Origin of the sequence: Aliiglaciecola sp. CAU 1673, from assembly GCF_029223185.1 — a bacterium.
Lineage (GTDB): Bacteria > Pseudomonadota > Gammaproteobacteria > Enterobacterales > Alteromonadaceae > Bowmanella.
The window spans coordinates 39,608-55,902 of record NZ_JARHUG010000007.1; the positions used below are offsets into that span (position 1 = coordinate 39,608).

The 16,295-nt window shown below is 50.5% G+C and carries 14 protein-coding genes; all 14 read right to left on the minus strand.

The window, feature by feature from the left end:
- Positions 1-2 precede the first annotated feature (2 nt).
- On the minus strand, positions 3-542 hold the full coding sequence (locus P2G88_RS08235; RefSeq protein ID WP_275795382.1) for a chemotaxis protein CheD: 540 nt from the start codon (positions 540-542) through the stop codon (positions 3-5).
- Positions 542-1,600 (minus strand): chemotaxis response regulator protein-glutamate methylesterase, encoded by a 1,059-nt coding sequence (locus P2G88_RS08240; RefSeq protein ID WP_275795383.1) that lies wholly within the window; start codon positions 1,598-1,600, stop codon positions 542-544. Before P2G88_RS08240 ends, P2G88_RS08235 begins: the two co-directional genes overlap by 1 nt.
- Positions 1,601-1,610: 10 nt before the next feature.
- Entirely contained in the window at positions 1,611-2,456 is an 846-nt protein-coding gene (locus P2G88_RS08245; protein WP_275795384.1) for a protein-glutamate O-methyltransferase CheR, read from the minus strand.
- On the minus strand, positions 2,453-2,998 hold the full coding sequence (locus tag P2G88_RS08250) for a chemotaxis protein CheW (RefSeq protein WP_275795386.1): 546 nt from the start codon (positions 2,996-2,998) through the stop codon (positions 2,453-2,455). Before P2G88_RS08250 ends, P2G88_RS08245 begins: the two co-directional genes overlap by 4 nt.
- An 8-nt stretch (positions 2,999-3,006) precedes the next feature.
- Positions 3,007-4,671, minus strand: a complete 1,665-nt coding sequence (locus P2G88_RS08255) for a methyl-accepting chemotaxis protein (RefSeq protein WP_275795387.1) — start codon at positions 4,669-4,671, stop codon at positions 3,007-3,009.
- A 15-nt stretch (positions 4,672-4,686) separates the two neighbouring features.
- On the minus strand, positions 4,687-6,756 hold the full coding sequence (locus P2G88_RS08260) for a chemotaxis protein CheA (protein ID WP_275795388.1): 2,070 nt from the start codon (positions 6,754-6,756) through the stop codon (positions 4,687-4,689).
- On the minus strand, positions 6,749-7,054 hold the full coding sequence (locus P2G88_RS08265; protein ID WP_275795389.1) for an STAS domain-containing protein: 306 nt from the start codon (positions 7,052-7,054) through the stop codon (positions 6,749-6,751). The genes P2G88_RS08260 and P2G88_RS08265 overlap by 8 nt, the downstream gene beginning before the upstream one ends.
- A 10-nt stretch (positions 7,055-7,064) precedes the next feature.
- Positions 7,065-7,427 (minus strand): response regulator, encoded by a 363-nt coding sequence (locus tag P2G88_RS08270; protein ID WP_275795390.1) that lies wholly within the window; start codon positions 7,425-7,427, stop codon positions 7,065-7,067.
- 426 nt (positions 7,428-7,853) lie between these two features.
- Complete coding sequence (locus P2G88_RS08275) at positions 7,854-10,064, minus strand: hybrid sensor histidine kinase/response regulator (protein WP_275795391.1); 2,211 nt, start codon at positions 10,062-10,064, stop codon at positions 7,854-7,856.
- The gene (locus tag P2G88_RS08280; protein ID WP_275795392.1) at positions 10,061-11,269 is read right to left on the minus strand and encodes an extracellular solute-binding protein; all 1,209 of its coding nucleotides are present in this window, start codon (positions 11,267-11,269) and stop codon (positions 10,061-10,063) included. Before P2G88_RS08280 ends, P2G88_RS08275 begins: the two co-directional genes overlap by 4 nt.
- A 65-nt stretch (positions 11,270-11,334) precedes the next feature.
- Complete coding sequence (gene dapE, locus P2G88_RS08285) at positions 11,335-12,504, minus strand: succinyl-diaminopimelate desuccinylase (protein ID WP_275795393.1); 1,170 nt, start codon at positions 12,502-12,504, stop codon at positions 11,335-11,337.
- Between the two features lie 148 nt (positions 12,505-12,652).
- Positions 12,653-12,862 (minus strand): hypothetical protein, encoded by a 210-nt coding sequence (locus P2G88_RS08290; protein ID WP_275795554.1) that lies wholly within the window; start codon positions 12,860-12,862, stop codon positions 12,653-12,655.
- Positions 12,863-13,381: 519 nt separating this feature from the next.
- Entirely contained in the window at positions 13,382-14,512 is a 1,131-nt protein-coding gene (locus P2G88_RS08295; RefSeq protein ID WP_275795394.1) for a sodium ion-translocating decarboxylase subunit beta, read from the minus strand.
- A 4-nt stretch (positions 14,513-14,516) separates the two neighbouring features.
- Complete coding sequence (gene oadA / locus P2G88_RS08300; RefSeq protein WP_275795395.1) at positions 14,517-16,295, minus strand: sodium-extruding oxaloacetate decarboxylase subunit alpha; 1,779 nt, start codon at positions 16,293-16,295, stop codon at positions 14,517-14,519.

Below are 16,295 nucleotides of genomic sequence, written 5' to 3' on the forward strand. Positions count from 1 at the left end.
CACTAACCGACTCTGACAAACTCGACTTGCGTCTCTCCGGTGGCCATGTCCATGGCCACCTTTCTATAGCCTTTTTCACCTACATCGGCCTCCAGAATCCGTACATTTCGCTCAAGCAACAGCCGGAAAGCTTCGGCACTGTTCACATCACCGATGGCGTTACGCTCTATCTCACTGAAGTCTTTCTCCAAATCTTCACGGGCCCGGCTTAACATATCGCTGCCCCCGAAAATCTTGGCTTCATACTCACTTAGCTTGGTACTTTTCTCTGCCACCAAGTTCTCAAAAATCTTAATACAATCATCGGCATAACGAGCATCCAGCTCACCCGGTTGATAACTGGGACGTCTGGCCAGGGCAAAATGACACATCCCGCCATAGGCCTTAGTTGGATGCCATAAGGTGATGGACACGCAAGAGCCAAGTAAGGTATTCAACATAGTATTGCCCTTACCAAACACTAACTCCCCCGCATGGATCACGATGCGGCCAGCTTGCTCTAATTCGCTGGCCGGCAACCAAGGTTTTCGCTCACTCTTCATCAGAGCGCCAATTTGAGGATGGTCGGCGTGATGCGCTCAAGTCCCATTTGTTGCTCCACCGCGCCCCGATTGTAGGCTTCCTTGGGCATGCCATAAACAATGCTGGTCGCTTCATCCTGGCCAACCGTACGCGCACCGGCCTCTCGCATTTCAAGCAAGCCGGTAGCACCATCGTCTCCCATACCGGTGAGGATTACGCCAACCGCGTTACTGCCCACATAACGTGCGGCGGAGCGAAACAACACATCCACAGAAGGGCGATGTCTGCTGACCAGCGGTCCATCCTTGATTTCCACGTAATAGCGAGCCCCGCTGCGCTTAATCAGCATATGCTGATTGCCCGGAGCAATAAGGGCATGGCCGCGTAAAAGGGAATCACCATCCTGCGCCTCTTTGACATTAATCCGGCACAGGCTGTTTAGACGGTCGGCAAAGGAGCGGGTAAATCCGGGGGGCATGTGCTGGACGATAGCTATCGCCGGGCAGTCAGAAGGCATGCCCTCCAGCACATAACGCACGGCTTCTGTCCCACCTGTAGAAGCGCCAATGGCGATAATTTTCTCGGTGGTTTGTACCATGGCCCGTTGACTGCCAAGTGTCAGCACCTCATCGGCACTGAGCTTTGGTTGCGGCCGTCCGCGCATCTGACTGAGCTTCTGTACTTTTGCCAATGAGGCCGCTTTAATCGAATCGATAATACGCACACGGGATTCATGCAGGAACTGTTTGGTACCCATGGTCGGTTTGGCAATGATATCCACCGCGCCACTTTCCAAGGCTTTGATTTGACTTGCTGTGCCCTCCCCTACCAAAGAAGAGCAAATCACAACAGGAATGGGATGCTGCTCCATCAATTTGCGCAGGAAGGTCAGCCCGTCCATCCTTGGCATTTCCACATCCAGGGTGATCACATCGGGCTTCAGCTGGCGTAGCTTGTCTGCCGCCATATACGGGTCGGTGGCGGTACCTATGACTTCGATATCAGGATCGGCATCGAGGATCTCTGACAGCGTCTGTCGCACCACCGCCGAATCATCCACTATCAGAACACTGATCATGCGCCCTCCCTCAGGCCTCAACCTTACGATAGACAGTGGGGGCCACAGGTTCGAAGCCCTCTCTTTGATTTCCAATACTTTCAGAGTGGCCCAGTATTAATAATCCGTTGGGTTTAAGCTCACCTCGTAAAGACCGGATCACCTTGGCCCTGTCTTCATCACAGAAATAAATCATCACATTGCGACAAAAAATGACGTCATATTCTGCCGACCTGCCATAGTCCCCCGTGATCAGATTAAAAGAGAAAAAACGAATCACTTCCCGCAGTTGTTTGCTCATTTTGATAAGCCGCTTCGCCGGGTCCTGGCTGCGTAAGAAATACTTTTTCCTCAGATACTCCGGTACCGGGTCAATACGCGCAACATCATAGATGCCGGTCATCGCATGGTCTAAGACCTTGGTGGAAATATCGCTGGCATCGATGACAAAACGAAAACCCGGTATTTGCTCGGCCAATTCCCATAACACGATAGCCAGAGTGTATGGCTCTTCGCCACTGGAGCATGCCGCACTCCATATTCTAAAAGGCGACTCATGCCAACGTTGACCATTACTAACGCCGTGAAAAACAAAGTCACGCAAGGCTTCAAAATGGTTGGCTTCGCGGAAAAAATCGGTCTTGTTGGTGGTCAGCGCATCCACCAGCAACACCAATTCTAAACCGCTTTCTTCCGGGGAGAAGGCATAGTCCAGATATTCGCTGATACTGGCTTTGCCGGTGGCTTTTAAGCGCTTTCGCAGTCTTGTCTCGATTAGCTGGCGCTTATGGTCCGGTAACTGAATTCCAGTATGCCGGCCAATATAGTCTGCAATGCGTTGGTGATCTGCACGACTGAGACTGACTTCGTCATTCATTCGCCTTGGTTCTCACTGGATACCTCCGGCTGTGGCAGCGTCTCCGTTTGTTCCATCACCCGCTGTAGCTCTTCGGAAGAAAACACCCGCGCCAGACGCAACAAAATAATAAAGTTGTCATCGTGTCTGGCCATGCCGTAAATGAAGTTGCTGTTCACCCGACTACCAATCTTGGGGGGAGGACTGATATTGCTCATGTCGATTTCCAGCACTTCTTTGACGCGATCAGCCAGAATCCCAAGTGCGGTGCTCTCACCATCAATTTCCACATGTATAATGATGATGCAGCTGTCCACCGTGGGCTCTGGCGTCTTCATCTCGAAGTGGCGGCGTAAATCCACCACCGGAATCACCTTACCCCTCAGGTTAATCACGCCCAACATAAAGGCCGGTGTGCGCGGTACTTTGGTTACCGTGCGATATTCCAGTACTTCCTGAATGCCGCCTATTTCAACGCCAAACCAGTCACCATCCAACACAAAGGAAAGGATCTGAATGGATTGCAAAGCAGCCCCGTCTTGGTTACTTGAGGATTGATTCATGATTTACCTCAATAACGTACAAAGCCGTCATCATCATCGAGTTGCAGATCCACTCCACTGCCTTTCGATTTTGGAGTGGCCAGAGGCTTGCCACTTTTAGGCGGTGATGAAGGCGGCTTTTTGTCATAGCGCACAGCAGGCTTTTTGCTGATGCCACGCTTGTTATCCACTTTAAAGAACTCCATGGTGCTGTTCATTTGTTCAGCCTGAGCAGAGAGCTCTTCCGAGGTTGCGGCCATTTCCTCAGCTGAAGCTGCAGATTGCTGTACTACCTGATCAAGTTGTTGCAGCGCTTTGTTAATCTCGGCGGCGCCTTTATCCTGCTCCATGGCTGCGGCGCTGATTTCCTGAACCAGTCCGGAAGTACGCTGAATGCTGGGTACTAATTCCATTAGCATGGAGCCGGCCTTTTCTGATACATCCAGACTCTTTCTGGAACGTTCGACGATTTCCCCTGCGGCTCGTTGGCTGCGCTCGGCCAGTTTTCTGACCTCTGCCGCCACCACGGTAAAGCCCTTGCCATGCTCACCGGCCCTTGCCGCTTCAATAGCGGCATTAAGGGCCAGCAAATTAGTCTGGCGGGCGATTTCCTCGATAATGGCAATCTTCTCTACAATATCTTTCATCGCGGCAACAGTATCGCGCACCGCATCGCCGGTAGATTGGGCATCCAACGCCGCTTGACGGGCAATTTGCTCTGTTTGTCTGGCATTGTCGGCCGTTTGCGAGACATTGGCAGTCATCTGTTCCATGGAAGAAGACACTTCTTCAAGGGAAGCTGCCTGCTCAGTCGCCCCTTGAGCGATTTGCTGGCCGGTGCTGCTCATCTCAATACTGCCGGAAGTGACATTTTCAGAAGCTTCCTTAATTTCAGAAACAATATCCCGCAGCCGATGGTTCATATTGCGCAGCACACCATAGATATCATTATCGCTGGCATCAGGATTAAAGCTGTGATTGAGGTCGCCATCGCCAATCAGGACAGCAATGCGGCTTACCTCATTTATCCTCATAATAATCAGGAAGGCGGCAGCTATACCGAGTAGCAAAGAGACGATAAGCGCAGTGACTAACATATTGCGGGTAGATGCGTAACGAGCCTCTGCTTCCACCAGCGATTCGGCCATCAATCCTTCATTGATTTCGACAATTCTACGAATCTTACTTTCTGCCTCTGCCAGTTCTTTCTCACCCAGTGAATCAATTAGCTTAAACGCCTCATCATCACTTCGGGCAATCTCTTCTTCAGAGTGACCACTGTCTTCGGTCATTATTGATATATCTCTGGCGCGGCTGGCGATGCGATCATATTCAACAAAATTTTGTTTAAACTCCGCAAGGGCCTTGCCCCCCTCAACAGTGGCAATCTTCTCGAGGGTAGCGATATTTCCAAGCATCTGTTCTTTGGCATTGGCAATATTGCTGGTGGCTCTTTGCTTACGCTCTGTTTTCCTGGCCAGGATGTAGTTTTTTTCCATCCGGTCGTAATCCAGAATTCCCATTCTGATTCGTCCGGCCAATTTGACCCGTTCAGCGGGTCCTTGAACTACAGAGTTAAGATTATTCCTGGCGTCGGATAACGCCTCCAACCCCAGAAAACTGGAGAGAATCAGCAGCCCAATTAACACCACAAAACCAGCGTACAGCAGGGCCTTAATAGTAATTTTCATCATATGCTTACCCTTCCCTTATGTTGTTTGTACCTTGTTGCTGTCATTTGCCCCCGCCAGCTGACCCACGTCCAGGATCATGGCGATACCACCATCGCCCAGGATAGTGGCGCCTAACACACCGGGCGTATCCTGATAAAGACGGCCCAGGTTTCTGACCACAGTTTGAAAGTTTCCAATCACTTCATCGACAGTAATACCTAATTGGGTGTCGCCCGAACGCACCACCACTGTTTGCTCCAAGCTAGGCTGCACTCCGGTAACTGAAAAGCACTCTCTGAGGCGAAGACAAGGCACCATCTGGTTGCGATGCTTAATCAAGCGGGAGCCATTTTTGGTACTGATTTCACTGGCCGAGGTTTCAATACATTCCTCTACCAGATTCAGCGGCAATACGTATTTTTCGTTGGAGACTGCTACCATTAACCCTTCGATAATGGACAAGGTCATGGGCAGTAAAATGCGAATGCGGGTGCCTTTACCTTTCTCACTTTCCAACTGCACCCTACCCTGAAGACTTTCAATGGAACTTCTCACCACATCCATGCCCACCCCACGACCGGAGACATCGGATATCTTGGCGGCAGTGGAAAAGCCAGGCTCAAAAATCAGGGCATAGATTTCCTGGTTATCAAGCTGGGCATCTTCGCGAATCAGACCTTTTTCAATAGCTTTGCTGCGAATCCTGTCTTTATCCAAGCCGGCACCATCGTCACTGATTTCAATCAGGATCTGTCCCTGGTAATGGGAGGCTTTGAGGCTGAGCAATCCTTTACCAGTTTTACCCTGCTCTATGCGTTTTTGCGGTGTTTCAATGCCGTGGTCAAGGCTATTGCGAAGAATGTGCACCAGGGGATCGACCAGTTTGTCCAAAACCACCTTGTCCAGCTCGGTATCTTCCCCCTGAGTTTCCAGCTCCACTTCCTTACCCAGTTCCTGAGCTAGGTCCCGCACCAACCGGCGAAAACGACCAAAGGTAGAGCCGATAGGCAACATACGGATATCAAAGGTAATCTCACGCAGATTGGTGACCAACCGCTCTAGTTCCTCCGCCATGGAGGCAAGTTGCTCATGTTCCAAATCCAACGCCAGCTGGTCGACTCTGGCCTGCAAAATAACCAGTTCTCCCACCTGGTCCATCAAACTATCCAGTTTACGTTGGGGCACCCTGATGCTCTGTTCTTCCGGCTGTTTGGATTTTTGCTGCTGACGAATATAGTTTTGCTCGGCGAGTGCCCTGTCTACCTGTTCCTTGTCCACCAATCCTTGTTGCTGTGCCAGTTCACCGGTGCGCGCCTGTGTCTGAATAATCGACTCCAGCACTTCAGGGCTAATGGCCCCGTCTTTCACTAATAGATCACCGACCCGGCAGGCCTCGTCATTGCCAATGGTGCTGATCTGGATGTCCCAATCGTCCTGCACAAACATAAACACGTCATCCAGTGCCGCGCGTTCACATTGACTCGAAAGCAATACGGTAAAGGCAAGGTAGCAAGTGTCTGCTTCAAAGCTTTCGTCGAGTAAGTCGGGACTCAAATACCCGGATACATGGCAAGGACCTAATGAACGAAGCTCCCGAATAACCGGTAGCGTATCGAAGCCATCCTTGAAGGCATTGCGATGGGGTTTAATCTGAATACGATAAAGACAGCTCTGTTCATCCGCCGTTTCCGCAACCGACGGCGCGGATTGGCTTGGGGCAGAAGATGCCGCAGTACCGCTCTCACTTTGGCGAAAATGGCGCAGCAGGGTTTCACTTATCACCATCAATTCAGCCGAAGGCTCCGGGTCTTCCAACAGAGTGGCAATATGATCTCTGGCTTCCAGTACCAGATTGATTTTTTCGGAAGTCAGTGCCAATCGGCCATCTCGGACGCGATCGAAAAAGGTTTCTAAATGATGTGTGAAATAAGACAGGTGGTCGTAGCCCACCATGCCTCCCGCCCCTTTGATGGTGTGCATAGCCCGAAAGGCTGCGGAGATTTGCGCTTGGTCGTTGGGATGTTCTTCTAATTCCAGCAGTGCCGTTTCCAGCACATGCAGGTGCTCGGCAGCCTCTTCCTTAAAGATTTGTACAGGGTCAATCATCCTCGTTTGTCTCCTGCTTTAAAGACAATGTCTCCAATACCCCCAATACTGCAAAGATGTCCTTGATCTCGTCCTGCACATTAACGAGTTGCAACAACTCACCACGTTTTTGTAAGCGTCGCTGCGCCATCATCAGCCATTGCACACCGGTACTGTCTAAATCCTTCAGAGCTGACAAATCAAACATCCAGCTACCCTTTTGCAGCGGCTCGTGCATTTGCTGATCGACTTGCTTGATATCGTAAATGGTCAGCGATGCTGGGGACTGCCACTGCTGTTTTTCTGTGCTGACCGTCATACGCTCCTCCCTACGCCAATTTGGTGATGGCGGAGAGCAGCATCTCCGGCTTGAAGGGTTTTAATAACCAGGCTTTGGCACCCGCTTCTCGACCCGCTGCCTTTTTGGATTCTTCTGATTCGGTGGTCAGCATCAAAATAGGGGTGTAACAGTAGTCCGGCAGCTTCTTCACTTCTTTAACAAAACTGATGCCATCCATATTGGGCATATTGACATCACTGACAATCAGATGAATTTTGCGGCCATCTAGTTTCGTCAGGGCATCTTTACCATCGACCGCTTCCACCACCTGATGACCAGCCGCCCTCAGGGTCAATCCCACAACCTGGCGGATGGAGGGAGAATCATCGACAACTAATATGGTTTTGCTCATAGCACCTCCGATTTGGTGTAAACAGGATAACCGCAGCGATTGCAACGAACACAGCAGACGGATGCAGAAAGTCGATGATGTATGCCAACAGAAAAATGGGCTTTAGTGAGTAAAAAGAAAACGGTAAACATGGGGGAACAACTTCCTTTCCCTAGTGACTGACATAAACCAGATCACTACACACCGATCCCAACTCTGAAGCCATATTCCCGGAACATCATTCAGCGACTTATCTGGTGCTCCTGTCTTGCAACTGCAGCATCGGTCAATGACGTTTTAGATTATTTAGTGATAACCATAGCAGCTGAAAAAAAGTTGGCAGGTAAAAATGCGACTATTTTTAATTTATTTGATTCCAACCAACTGATCTTTCGGGGGAAAGTATCTGAATGAAGCTTTATGTGTGGAAAAATCTGATATGGATGCTCAGGCAGCCTGAGGCGAAAGAAAGCGAACAAGGACGCTAAACAGCACCCTACTATCCATTGGTTTAGCGACCATATCATCGGCACCGGCGTCTTGATACTGGGCGCGATCTTCATTGGACACATTGGCCGTTTGCATGACAATAGGTCGGCTAAATCCACTTTCTCGTAGCTGCCGGGTTGCTTCAATACCATCCATCACCGGCATCTGGGCATCCATCAGAATTAGATCAGGTTGAACACGTTGCGCCACATCGACGGCCTCGGCGCCGTTTTTAGCGATATGTAGAGAAGCGCCGGTATCTTTGAGCATTTGAATCAAAATTTCCATATTAATAAGATTGTCTTCGGCAATCAGAATTCTACAGGTGCTGAGATCCGGAGCCTGATGAGTAACGGTATGTTGCGACTCAATTGCGGATTGCCCTTGTTGACTTTGGGACAATATTTCCAGAGTGAAACAACTGCCTTCCCCTACCCGGCTGGTCACCTCGATATGCCCTCCCATCAAATGGGCCAGACTTTGGCTGATGGCAAGACCTAATCCGGTACCACCGTATTTTCGGGTTGTCGACGCATCGGCTTGCTTAAATGGGCTAAACAATTCATCCAGTTGAGAGCTGTCCATCCCTATCCCGCTATCAGTGACTTTTATGGTTAGCCACTGCCCTCGTGCATCTATTCTGCTGTTGGCCTCAACCAGCACTTGCCCCCTCTCAGTAAACTTAACCGCATTGGACACCAGGTTGCGCACAATCTGAGCGACTCTGGTGGGATCACCCATCCAGGTTCTGGGCAGCGTCGCTGGCATATTTAGCCTAAGCAATACGCCTTTGTTGGAGGCAGCGAGGCCCTGATTGCTGACTATCAGCTCCAGCAAGTCATGCAAGTCAAACGGGATAGACTCCAGTTGCATTGCGCCGGCTTCCACCTTGGAAAGATCCAGTATGTCATTAAGAATATTGAGCAAGCTTTTCGCCGAGCCAATCGCCTTATTTGTCCAGTCATGCTGTTGCTCTGTCAGCGGTTGTCGTTCAAGCAACTGCAAAAAGCCCAATACACCGTTCATTGGGGTTCTGATTTCATGGCTCATATTGGCCAAAAATTGGCTTTTCATTCTTTCCGACGCCTCGGCAACTTCCCGCGCGTCATTCAGCCCTTCAATCTTAATCTCCAAGGTCTTGGCTAAATGATTCATGGAGTCCACCATTTCATCCAGTTCCAGATAGCCACTGCGATAATTACTGCCCCGGTAATCACCGGCACTGATACGCTTACCCAATTCTCGCACCTGATTAATGGGCTTGAGCAAATGCTTGGAAAACAGGTGTAGAAGCCATAAAGACACGGGTAGCAGCACTAACAATATCAAACCTATGATCCGCAAATGATTGTAAAACCCTTGCATGTAGTAGGTCTGGTCTTGCACCACTGTGAGTGTCAGCGGTAGCAGATTCGTGTCTTCCTGTACTCCAAATTGTAATGCCTGAGTTTGCGCAATCGGCTGCAATATCTGATCGCCCGTGTTTGCATAGAGGATGTGATCATTTGCCGACAATTGGGTTTGCTGGGCAAGGTTTTCTTGTTCGGGTAGCACCAGCTTAAGCAGGGCGTTAGTGTTCAGCAAAACGTAGAGAATGGAGGTCACCTTCTCAGGTGCCACGATTGACGAGGTTTCCATGACCAAAGGGACAGAGAAAAGTAAACCGTCATGGATTTGCTCAGGAAAGGCCTGTTGCAATACTGAATACGGTGCCAGCCAAAGTTTTGGCGCCCTCTCACCGATGGACTTATTCATTAACCGGCCGGTAAATTGGTTAAGCCATTCTCCTTCCAAACGCAGTGAAGCCAGAGGGTAACCCTCGATAACAAAGCCGGCGTCGTCAGCAACAAAGGCAGCTTTAATCAGGGGCTCATTTTCAACGATTGCCTGCAAGGTATTTAACGCATGCTGTGAAAACAGGATATTGACTGCCACTTCCGAAAGCGGTTTGTCGGTGGAGAGCGTCATCACCAAGTTATGCATTTCACTCAGGCTATTGTCCAAGGTACCGGCAAAGGTTTGCATCTTGGATTGCACCGTGGACTGCGCCAATGTGCTCTCTGCTTTATATGAGTCGTAGAGCAGGTATGAAACGGCAAGCAATATGGGTACGAAGACGAAAAAAACGACATAGAGGAAGAGTGCGCGGCTAAAAGACATGGTCTTCATGGCTGCAGTGAACCTTGCTGAAAATTCTCCAGCGTTTGCTCTGTCATATGCTGCATGTAGCGTGAAGCCTGCTGTGCCGAATAGATATGGCTACCATAGCGGTTAAATCCCTTGCTCATGGCTTCCCAAATTACGGCCATGCGATAATCACTGGGCATGGGAGCCGACGATTGCAGTTGCGCCAAAATTGCCTGCACGTCTTTTTCAGATGACTGTTCAAGGTTTTTAATCACATCGCGGTTAACAGGCAGCGCTTTAAACGTTGACCACAACTTTTCTTGAAAGGCTTGTGACTGCATCTTTTCACTAAGCAGCTTTAACGCCGATCTTTTGTCTGACTCCAGGCTGTTATCCGGAAAGGCCAACACATGGGCGGCAAAATAGGGCACCATGGATTTACCTTCTACTTTGGGTAAAGTTGCCACGCTCAGTTCCTCGCCCATTTTGTCCTTAAGTTGCCCGTAGGCCCACATCCCGGAGATTAGATAGGGGATCTTTGCCTGCACAAATTTGTCTGTGGCACACTGATAATTGCAGGTCGCCGATACCAGTCCCCTCTCTGCCAATGACCAATAGAATGTCAGTGCTTTTTGCATCGCCACAGAGTCTAATAAGATCTCATCACCTCTAACCGGCAGACCATCAAAAGCCCCGAGGAAAGGCAAGAACCAATACATCACATTAAAACTCCAGGCGATCAGTTCCTTCTCTTCTTCTGTCTGTTCCTTTTGCGCCAAAAGTTCGCTCCAATCCTGAACCGGTGACGAAATCTGTGCCCGGTTGTAATACAAGAGCAGATGATTGCCGCCAAGAATAGGAATGCCCTTTTTCTGACCATCCAAGGTAACCAGAGGAAGGTAGCGCTCTTCTGTTTTAGCGCTTATCCAATCGTCCGGCACGGTGCTATAGGACAAGGATTGCAGTCCGATGAAGTCCGCCGGCACAATGACCGCATCAGGTAGTTGTTGTCGGGCTGCATATTGCAGTAGCTCAACTTTAAGCTGCGCGCTGTCGTAAATGCGCAGTTTTACCGATATGCCAATGGATTTGGCCACAGAGTCGATTAACTCAGCAAAGTGTTTGTCTTCATGCCCAAAGGCAATGCTGATGCTTTTCTTTGATAACTCAGAAGCAGACGCGGCAAAAGCTGTGCCTTGCGCTAGTACACACACCAAGATAAATAGACGGACCAACTGTCTATGCAAGATGCCATCCCGTCAGGCCCGTTGTCTAAAAAACGGACCATAAAGAAGATAAGTGACTCTTGCTGTTAGGCTAGCAGGCTTTCTAGCAATTCCGAATAGATATCTTCCAATGTCACTAATTCGGCAATATGCACTCGCTCATTGACCTGATGAATGCTCTTGTTAGGCACCCCCACTTCGACGACCTGCGTGCCCGGGGAGGCAAAAAAACGACCATCGGAGGTACCGCCGGAGGTAGAAAGTAGCGGAAAGGTACCAGTAGTCTTATGAATCGCTTTTTCTACATGCTCGATAAGGCAATCTTTATCGCCTTTCTCGGTGAAATAGGGTTCACATGGTCGCTCCCACTCCAACTCGAAATCTTGGGTAATAGGAGACAATATGGATTCAATCAAGGCAAATAAGCTTTGCTGCGAGTAGCGGTGGCTGTAGCGAATATTGAAGCAAATACTGCAATTGGCGGGCACGATATTATCGGTAAAAGCACCGGAATCAATATGGGTGATCTGCATACTGGTACCAGGGAAATCATCACTGCCTTCATCCCATACAATGCTATTTAGCGCAGCAATCAACTTTCCCATTTTGTGGATGGCGTTATCGGCGTATTGGGGATAAGCTACGTGACCTTGCTTGCCTTTTACCCGTAACCTGGCGGAAATGGCGCCACGTCGCCCGACCTTAATAACATCGCCGCTGTGCTCCTTGGCTGTGGGCTCTCCCACAATACAGTAATCAAGATGAACACCCTGACTGTCCAGATAACGCTTCATTACCTTTGAACCGTATTCAGCCTCTCCTTCTTCATCACTGGTAATCAGCCACATCATGCGCTTATTGCAGGGTTTGCCTGTGAGGATATGACGCTCCAAAGCCGCCAGCATGGCGGCCACGCCTGTCTTCATATCGGCGGCACCACGACCAATCAGCTCATCGTCCACAATCGCCGCGGCAAAAGGATCCACCTTCCATTTGTCCAAAGGGCCAGGCGGCACCACATCGGTATGCCCTACAAACGCCATTGCCTCTTCACCGTGCCCACGACTTGCCACCAAATTACTGACACCCTGCTCGTAAATAAAAAGACAATCAAAACCCAGAGCCTCCAGCTTTTGCGCCAACCACTGCTGACAGCCATGATCATTGGGGGTAACTGAGGGTCTGCGAATCAATTCCTGGCTGTAATCAATAGACTTTGCGGCCTGTACCGGTGAAGAGGCGAACATGCTGGACATAAGGCACCCCGTTGGTTGATTTGCCCCATTAGATAAAAGTGCGATGACAACTTAATGGCAATTTGGGGTCAGTAATATGACAGGCTTTTATCTTGCCATTAGGAGTGAGTAGAATAGAATCAAGAACTTATACCAATGATTCTGACTTTCAGGGAGATGTCCTTTGCTCAGGTTGCTGTTTCTTATCCCCGCTGTCCTGTGCTTGATTTGGTACTTTTACCTGCGCCACAACGGCTACACCATGGCCCAAGGCCGCCAGGGTTTTATCTATATTCTGGTTTTTTCTGCCGTGATCGCCGGGTTTTATACCCTGATGCTGTGGTTGACGCATTTGTAGAGGATTTTGGCGAATAAACATCGCCGCCACTTAGTGTGCCTTTTGACTTCCTTGGTGTCGGCTTGTAAGTCCAGCTACGGCATCCTGCCTTCAGGAAACGCGCTGAAAACCAAGGGCGTTTTACGGGCGCAAGTTTCCAAGGGAGATTGCGGACTGTCCCTGTCCTTGGCCCTTCGGGCCAGCATAGCTGTTCCATTTCGTTCCAGGCGAAACGGTCCGTAAATCGGGCTGCGTTATGCCACCGGCATAACGGTCCTGTCTGGATTCCAAGCTGTCACCCTTCCTTGGGACATTGCCCAGGTCGGCCTTTTACCTCCGGCTTCCCGCCTGCGCTAAAAGCCCAGCTCAGGCATCCTATGCCTTCCCGTAAACCACTAAATTAGCTCCACGTTTTCGCTAATTTCTGTAGTGGTTTACCCAGGGTTACTCCGGACTATCCCTGTCCTTCGCCCTTCGGGCCAGCATAGCTGTTCCATTTCGTTCCAGGCGAAATGGTCCGTAAATCGGGCTGCGTTATGCCACCGGCATAACGGTCCCGATTTACCCCACCAGCGCGAGGAGGATACCAGCGGCGACAGCAGAGCCTAACACGCCTGCCACATTAGGGCCCATAGCATGCATCAGCAAGAAGTTATGGGGATTGGCTTCAAGACCCACTTTATTAACAACCCGGGCCGCCATCGGCACCGCGGAAACGCCGGCTGCACCAATCAAGGGATTGATCCCCCCCCCGCTTAGTTTGTTCATAAGCTTCGCCATCAACACACCCGCCGCAGTACCAATGGCAAAGGCAATAGCACCGAGGGCCAAAATCCCAAGAGTTTCCAGACTCAGGAACTTATCGGCGGAGAGTTTGGAGCCGACTGCAAGGCCGAGGAAAATAGTGACCACATTAATAAGCTCATTTTGAGCTGTCTTACTGAGGCGCTCTACGACACCGCACTCACGCATCAGGTTGCCCAGGCAAAACATCCCAACTAAAGGTGTGGCTGTAGGCAAGAACAAAATGGTCAGCATCAACACCATCAGCGGGAATAAAATTTTCTCTTTCTTTGAAACGACGCGTAGCTGTGCCATCTCAATTTCCCGCTCAGCCTGGCTGGTTAAGGCTTTCATAATGGGGGGCTGGATAATGGGTACCAACGCCATGTAAGAATAGGCTGCCACCGCGATGGCTCCGAGCAGATCCGGTGCCAGCCGTGAAGCTAAAAAGATAGCAGTAGGCCCATCAGCACCGCCAATAATAGCGATAGCTGAGGCGTCTTTGAGGGTAAAGTCAAAACCCGGGATCAGGTTTAACAGGATGGCACCGAATAAGGTCGCGAAAATCCCAAACTGCGCAGCCGCCCCCAGCAGCAACATTCGTGGATTAGCAATCAAGGCACCGAAGTCGGTAAGTGCCCCTACGCCCATGAAAATCAGCAACGGAAAAACCCCGGTTTCAATACCGACCAGATAAACGTAATACAACAGCCCCCCTGGTTCACTGAAACCAGCCAGCGGAATATTGGTCAGTATTGCCCCAAAGCCGATGGGTAATAACAACAGGGGCTCGAACTTACGCACAATCGCCAGGTAGAGCAGCAGTAGCCCTACCGCCATCATCACCAACTGGCCCCACTGGAAATTGGCCAGGGCCGTGGATTGCCACAGGATCTGTAACTTCTCCATCGGCTTACCCCAGAGTCAGCAGTGGTTGGCCCGCTTGCACCGCATCGCCTTCTTTGACCAGCACTTCAGCCACCTGGCCAGCATGAGCCGCGCGCACCTCGGTTTCCATTTTCATGGCTTCCATCAGTAGCACCACATCTCCTTTGTTGACGCTTACTCCCGGTTTTGCCAGCACTTTGACAATGTTCCCGGCCAATGGCGCATTAAGGGTTTCGGCACCTGCCACCGAGGCCTTTTGCGGCGGATCTTCGGCGCCTTTTACCGGTTTAATATCGGTCAGTTCACCACTATCGGCTACCTCTACCTGATAGACCTTGCCATCCACACGCACCGCATAACTGGCAGGGCTTTTTCCTGAGCTAGCTGCCGGCGCCGCAGGCTTGCTAACTGGTTCAAGACCCGGCGCAGGCTCAAAGGCCGCAGGATTATTGCGATTTTCCAGAAATTTCAGGCCTACCTGGGGGAAAAGTGCGTAGGTAAGCACATCATCAACTTTATTTTCAGCAAGTTTAATGGCCTTCTCTAAGGCCAGCTTGGATAACTCCGCGGTGAGCTTATCCAATTCATCATCCAGCAGGTCTGCCGGTCGACAAGTGATAGCCTCTTGGCCATCCAAAACCCTGGCCTGCAATGCCTTATCCACTGGAGCAGCCGTGGCGCCATATTCACCTTTAAGCACGCCGGCCGTTTCCTTGGTAATGCTCTTATAGCGCTCGTTGGTCAGCACATTCAGCACCGCCTGGCTACCGACAATTTGTGAAGTGGGAGTAACCAAGGGGATATAGCCCAGATCTTTCCTGACCTTGGGGATCTCTTTCAACACCTCATCCAATCTGTCTTCGGCGCCTTGCTCGCGTAACTGGTTCTCCATATTAGTTAACATACCGCCCGGCACCTGTGCCACCAGGATCCGCGCATCCACGCCCTTAAGACTACCCTCAAAGCGGGCGTATTTTTTACGCACTTCTCTGAAGTAGGCCGCTATCTCTTCCAATAACAGCAAATCCAGGCCGGTATCCCGCTCGGTGCCCTCCACCATCGCTACCACAGTTTCAGTGGCGGTATGGCCATAGGTCATGCTCATGGATGAAATGGAAGAGTCGAGCATATCGATGCCAGCATCGATGGCCTTTTGATAGGTGGCCGTACTTAACCCGGTAGTGGCATGGCATTGCATGGTAATAGGTACTGCTACCGCTTCTTTAAGACCAAGGATTAAGGCTTCGCAGTCATAAGGCTTTAGCAGGCCAGCCATGTCTTTGATGCAGATGGAATGCACGCCCATGTCTTCCAGTTGACGCGCCATGGTTAACCACATGTCCAGGTTGTGCACCGGGCTGACCGTGTAAGCCAGTGTACCCTGAGCATGGGCACCGACATCAATGGTGGCTTTGACGGCGGTTTGCAGATTGCGCACATCATTCATCGCATCAAAGATACGAAACACTTCTACACCATTGGCATAAGCCCGCTCTACAAACTTTGTCACTACATCATCGGCATAATGCCGATAGCCGAGCAGGTTCTGGCCGCGAAGCAACATTTGTTGGCGAGTATTAGGCATCGCCTTTTTAAGCTCGCGAATACGTACCCAAGGATCCTCACCCAGGTAGCGGATACAGGCATCAAAGGTGGCACCGCCCCATGACTCCATGGACCAAAAACCTACTTGGTCCAGCTTTTCAGCAATCGGCAACATATCGTCCAAGCGCATACGTGTTGCGAGCAGCGACTGATGTCCATCACGCAGTACGAGTTCAGTCAGAGCGAGAGGCTTGGTCAT

Coding starts and splice junctions, on each gene's coding strand:
- P2G88_RS08235 (WP_275795382.1), bottom strand. CDS start 542: ATGAAGAGTGAGCGAAAACCTTGGTTGCCGGCCAGCGAATTAGAGCAA.
- P2G88_RS08240 (WP_275795383.1), bottom strand. CDS start 1,600: ATGATCAGTGTTCTGATAGTGGATGATTCGGCGGTGGTGCGACAGACG.
- P2G88_RS08245 (WP_275795384.1), bottom strand. CDS start 2,456: ATGAATGACGAAGTCAGTCTCAGTCGTGCAGATCACCAACGCATTGCA.
- P2G88_RS08250 (WP_275795386.1), bottom strand. CDS start 2,998: ATGAATCAATCCTCAAGTAACCAAGACGGGGCTGCTTTGCAATCCATT.
- P2G88_RS08255 (WP_275795387.1), bottom strand. CDS start 4,671: ATGATGAAAATTACTATTAAGGCCCTGCTGTACGCTGGTTTTGTGGTG.
- P2G88_RS08260 (WP_275795388.1), bottom strand. CDS start 6,756: ATGATTGACCCTGTACAAATCTTTAAGGAAGAGGCTGCCGAGCACCTG.
- P2G88_RS08265 (WP_275795389.1), bottom strand. CDS start 7,054: ATGACGGTCAGCACAGAAAAACAGCAGTGGCAGTCCCCAGCATCGCTG.
- P2G88_RS08270 (WP_275795390.1), bottom strand. CDS start 7,427: ATGAGCAAAACCATATTAGTTGTCGATGATTCTCCCTCCATCCGCCAG.
- P2G88_RS08275 (WP_275795391.1), bottom strand. CDS start 10,064: ATGAAGACCATGTCTTTTAGCCGCGCACTCTTCCTCTATGTCGTTTTT.
- dapE (WP_275795393.1), bottom strand. CDS start 12,504: ATGTCCAGCATGTTCGCCTCTTCACCGGTACAGGCCGCAAAGTCTATT.
- P2G88_RS08290 (WP_275795554.1), bottom strand. CDS start 12,862: ATGTTTATTCGCCAAAATCCTCTACAAATGCGTCAACCACAGCATCAG.
- P2G88_RS08295 (WP_275795394.1), bottom strand. CDS start 14,512: ATGGAGAAGTTACAGATCCTGTGGCAATCCACGGCCCTGGCCAATTTC.
- oadA (WP_275795395.1), bottom strand. CDS start 16,295: ATGACCAAGCCTCTCGCTCTGACTGAACTCGTACTGCGTGATGGACAT.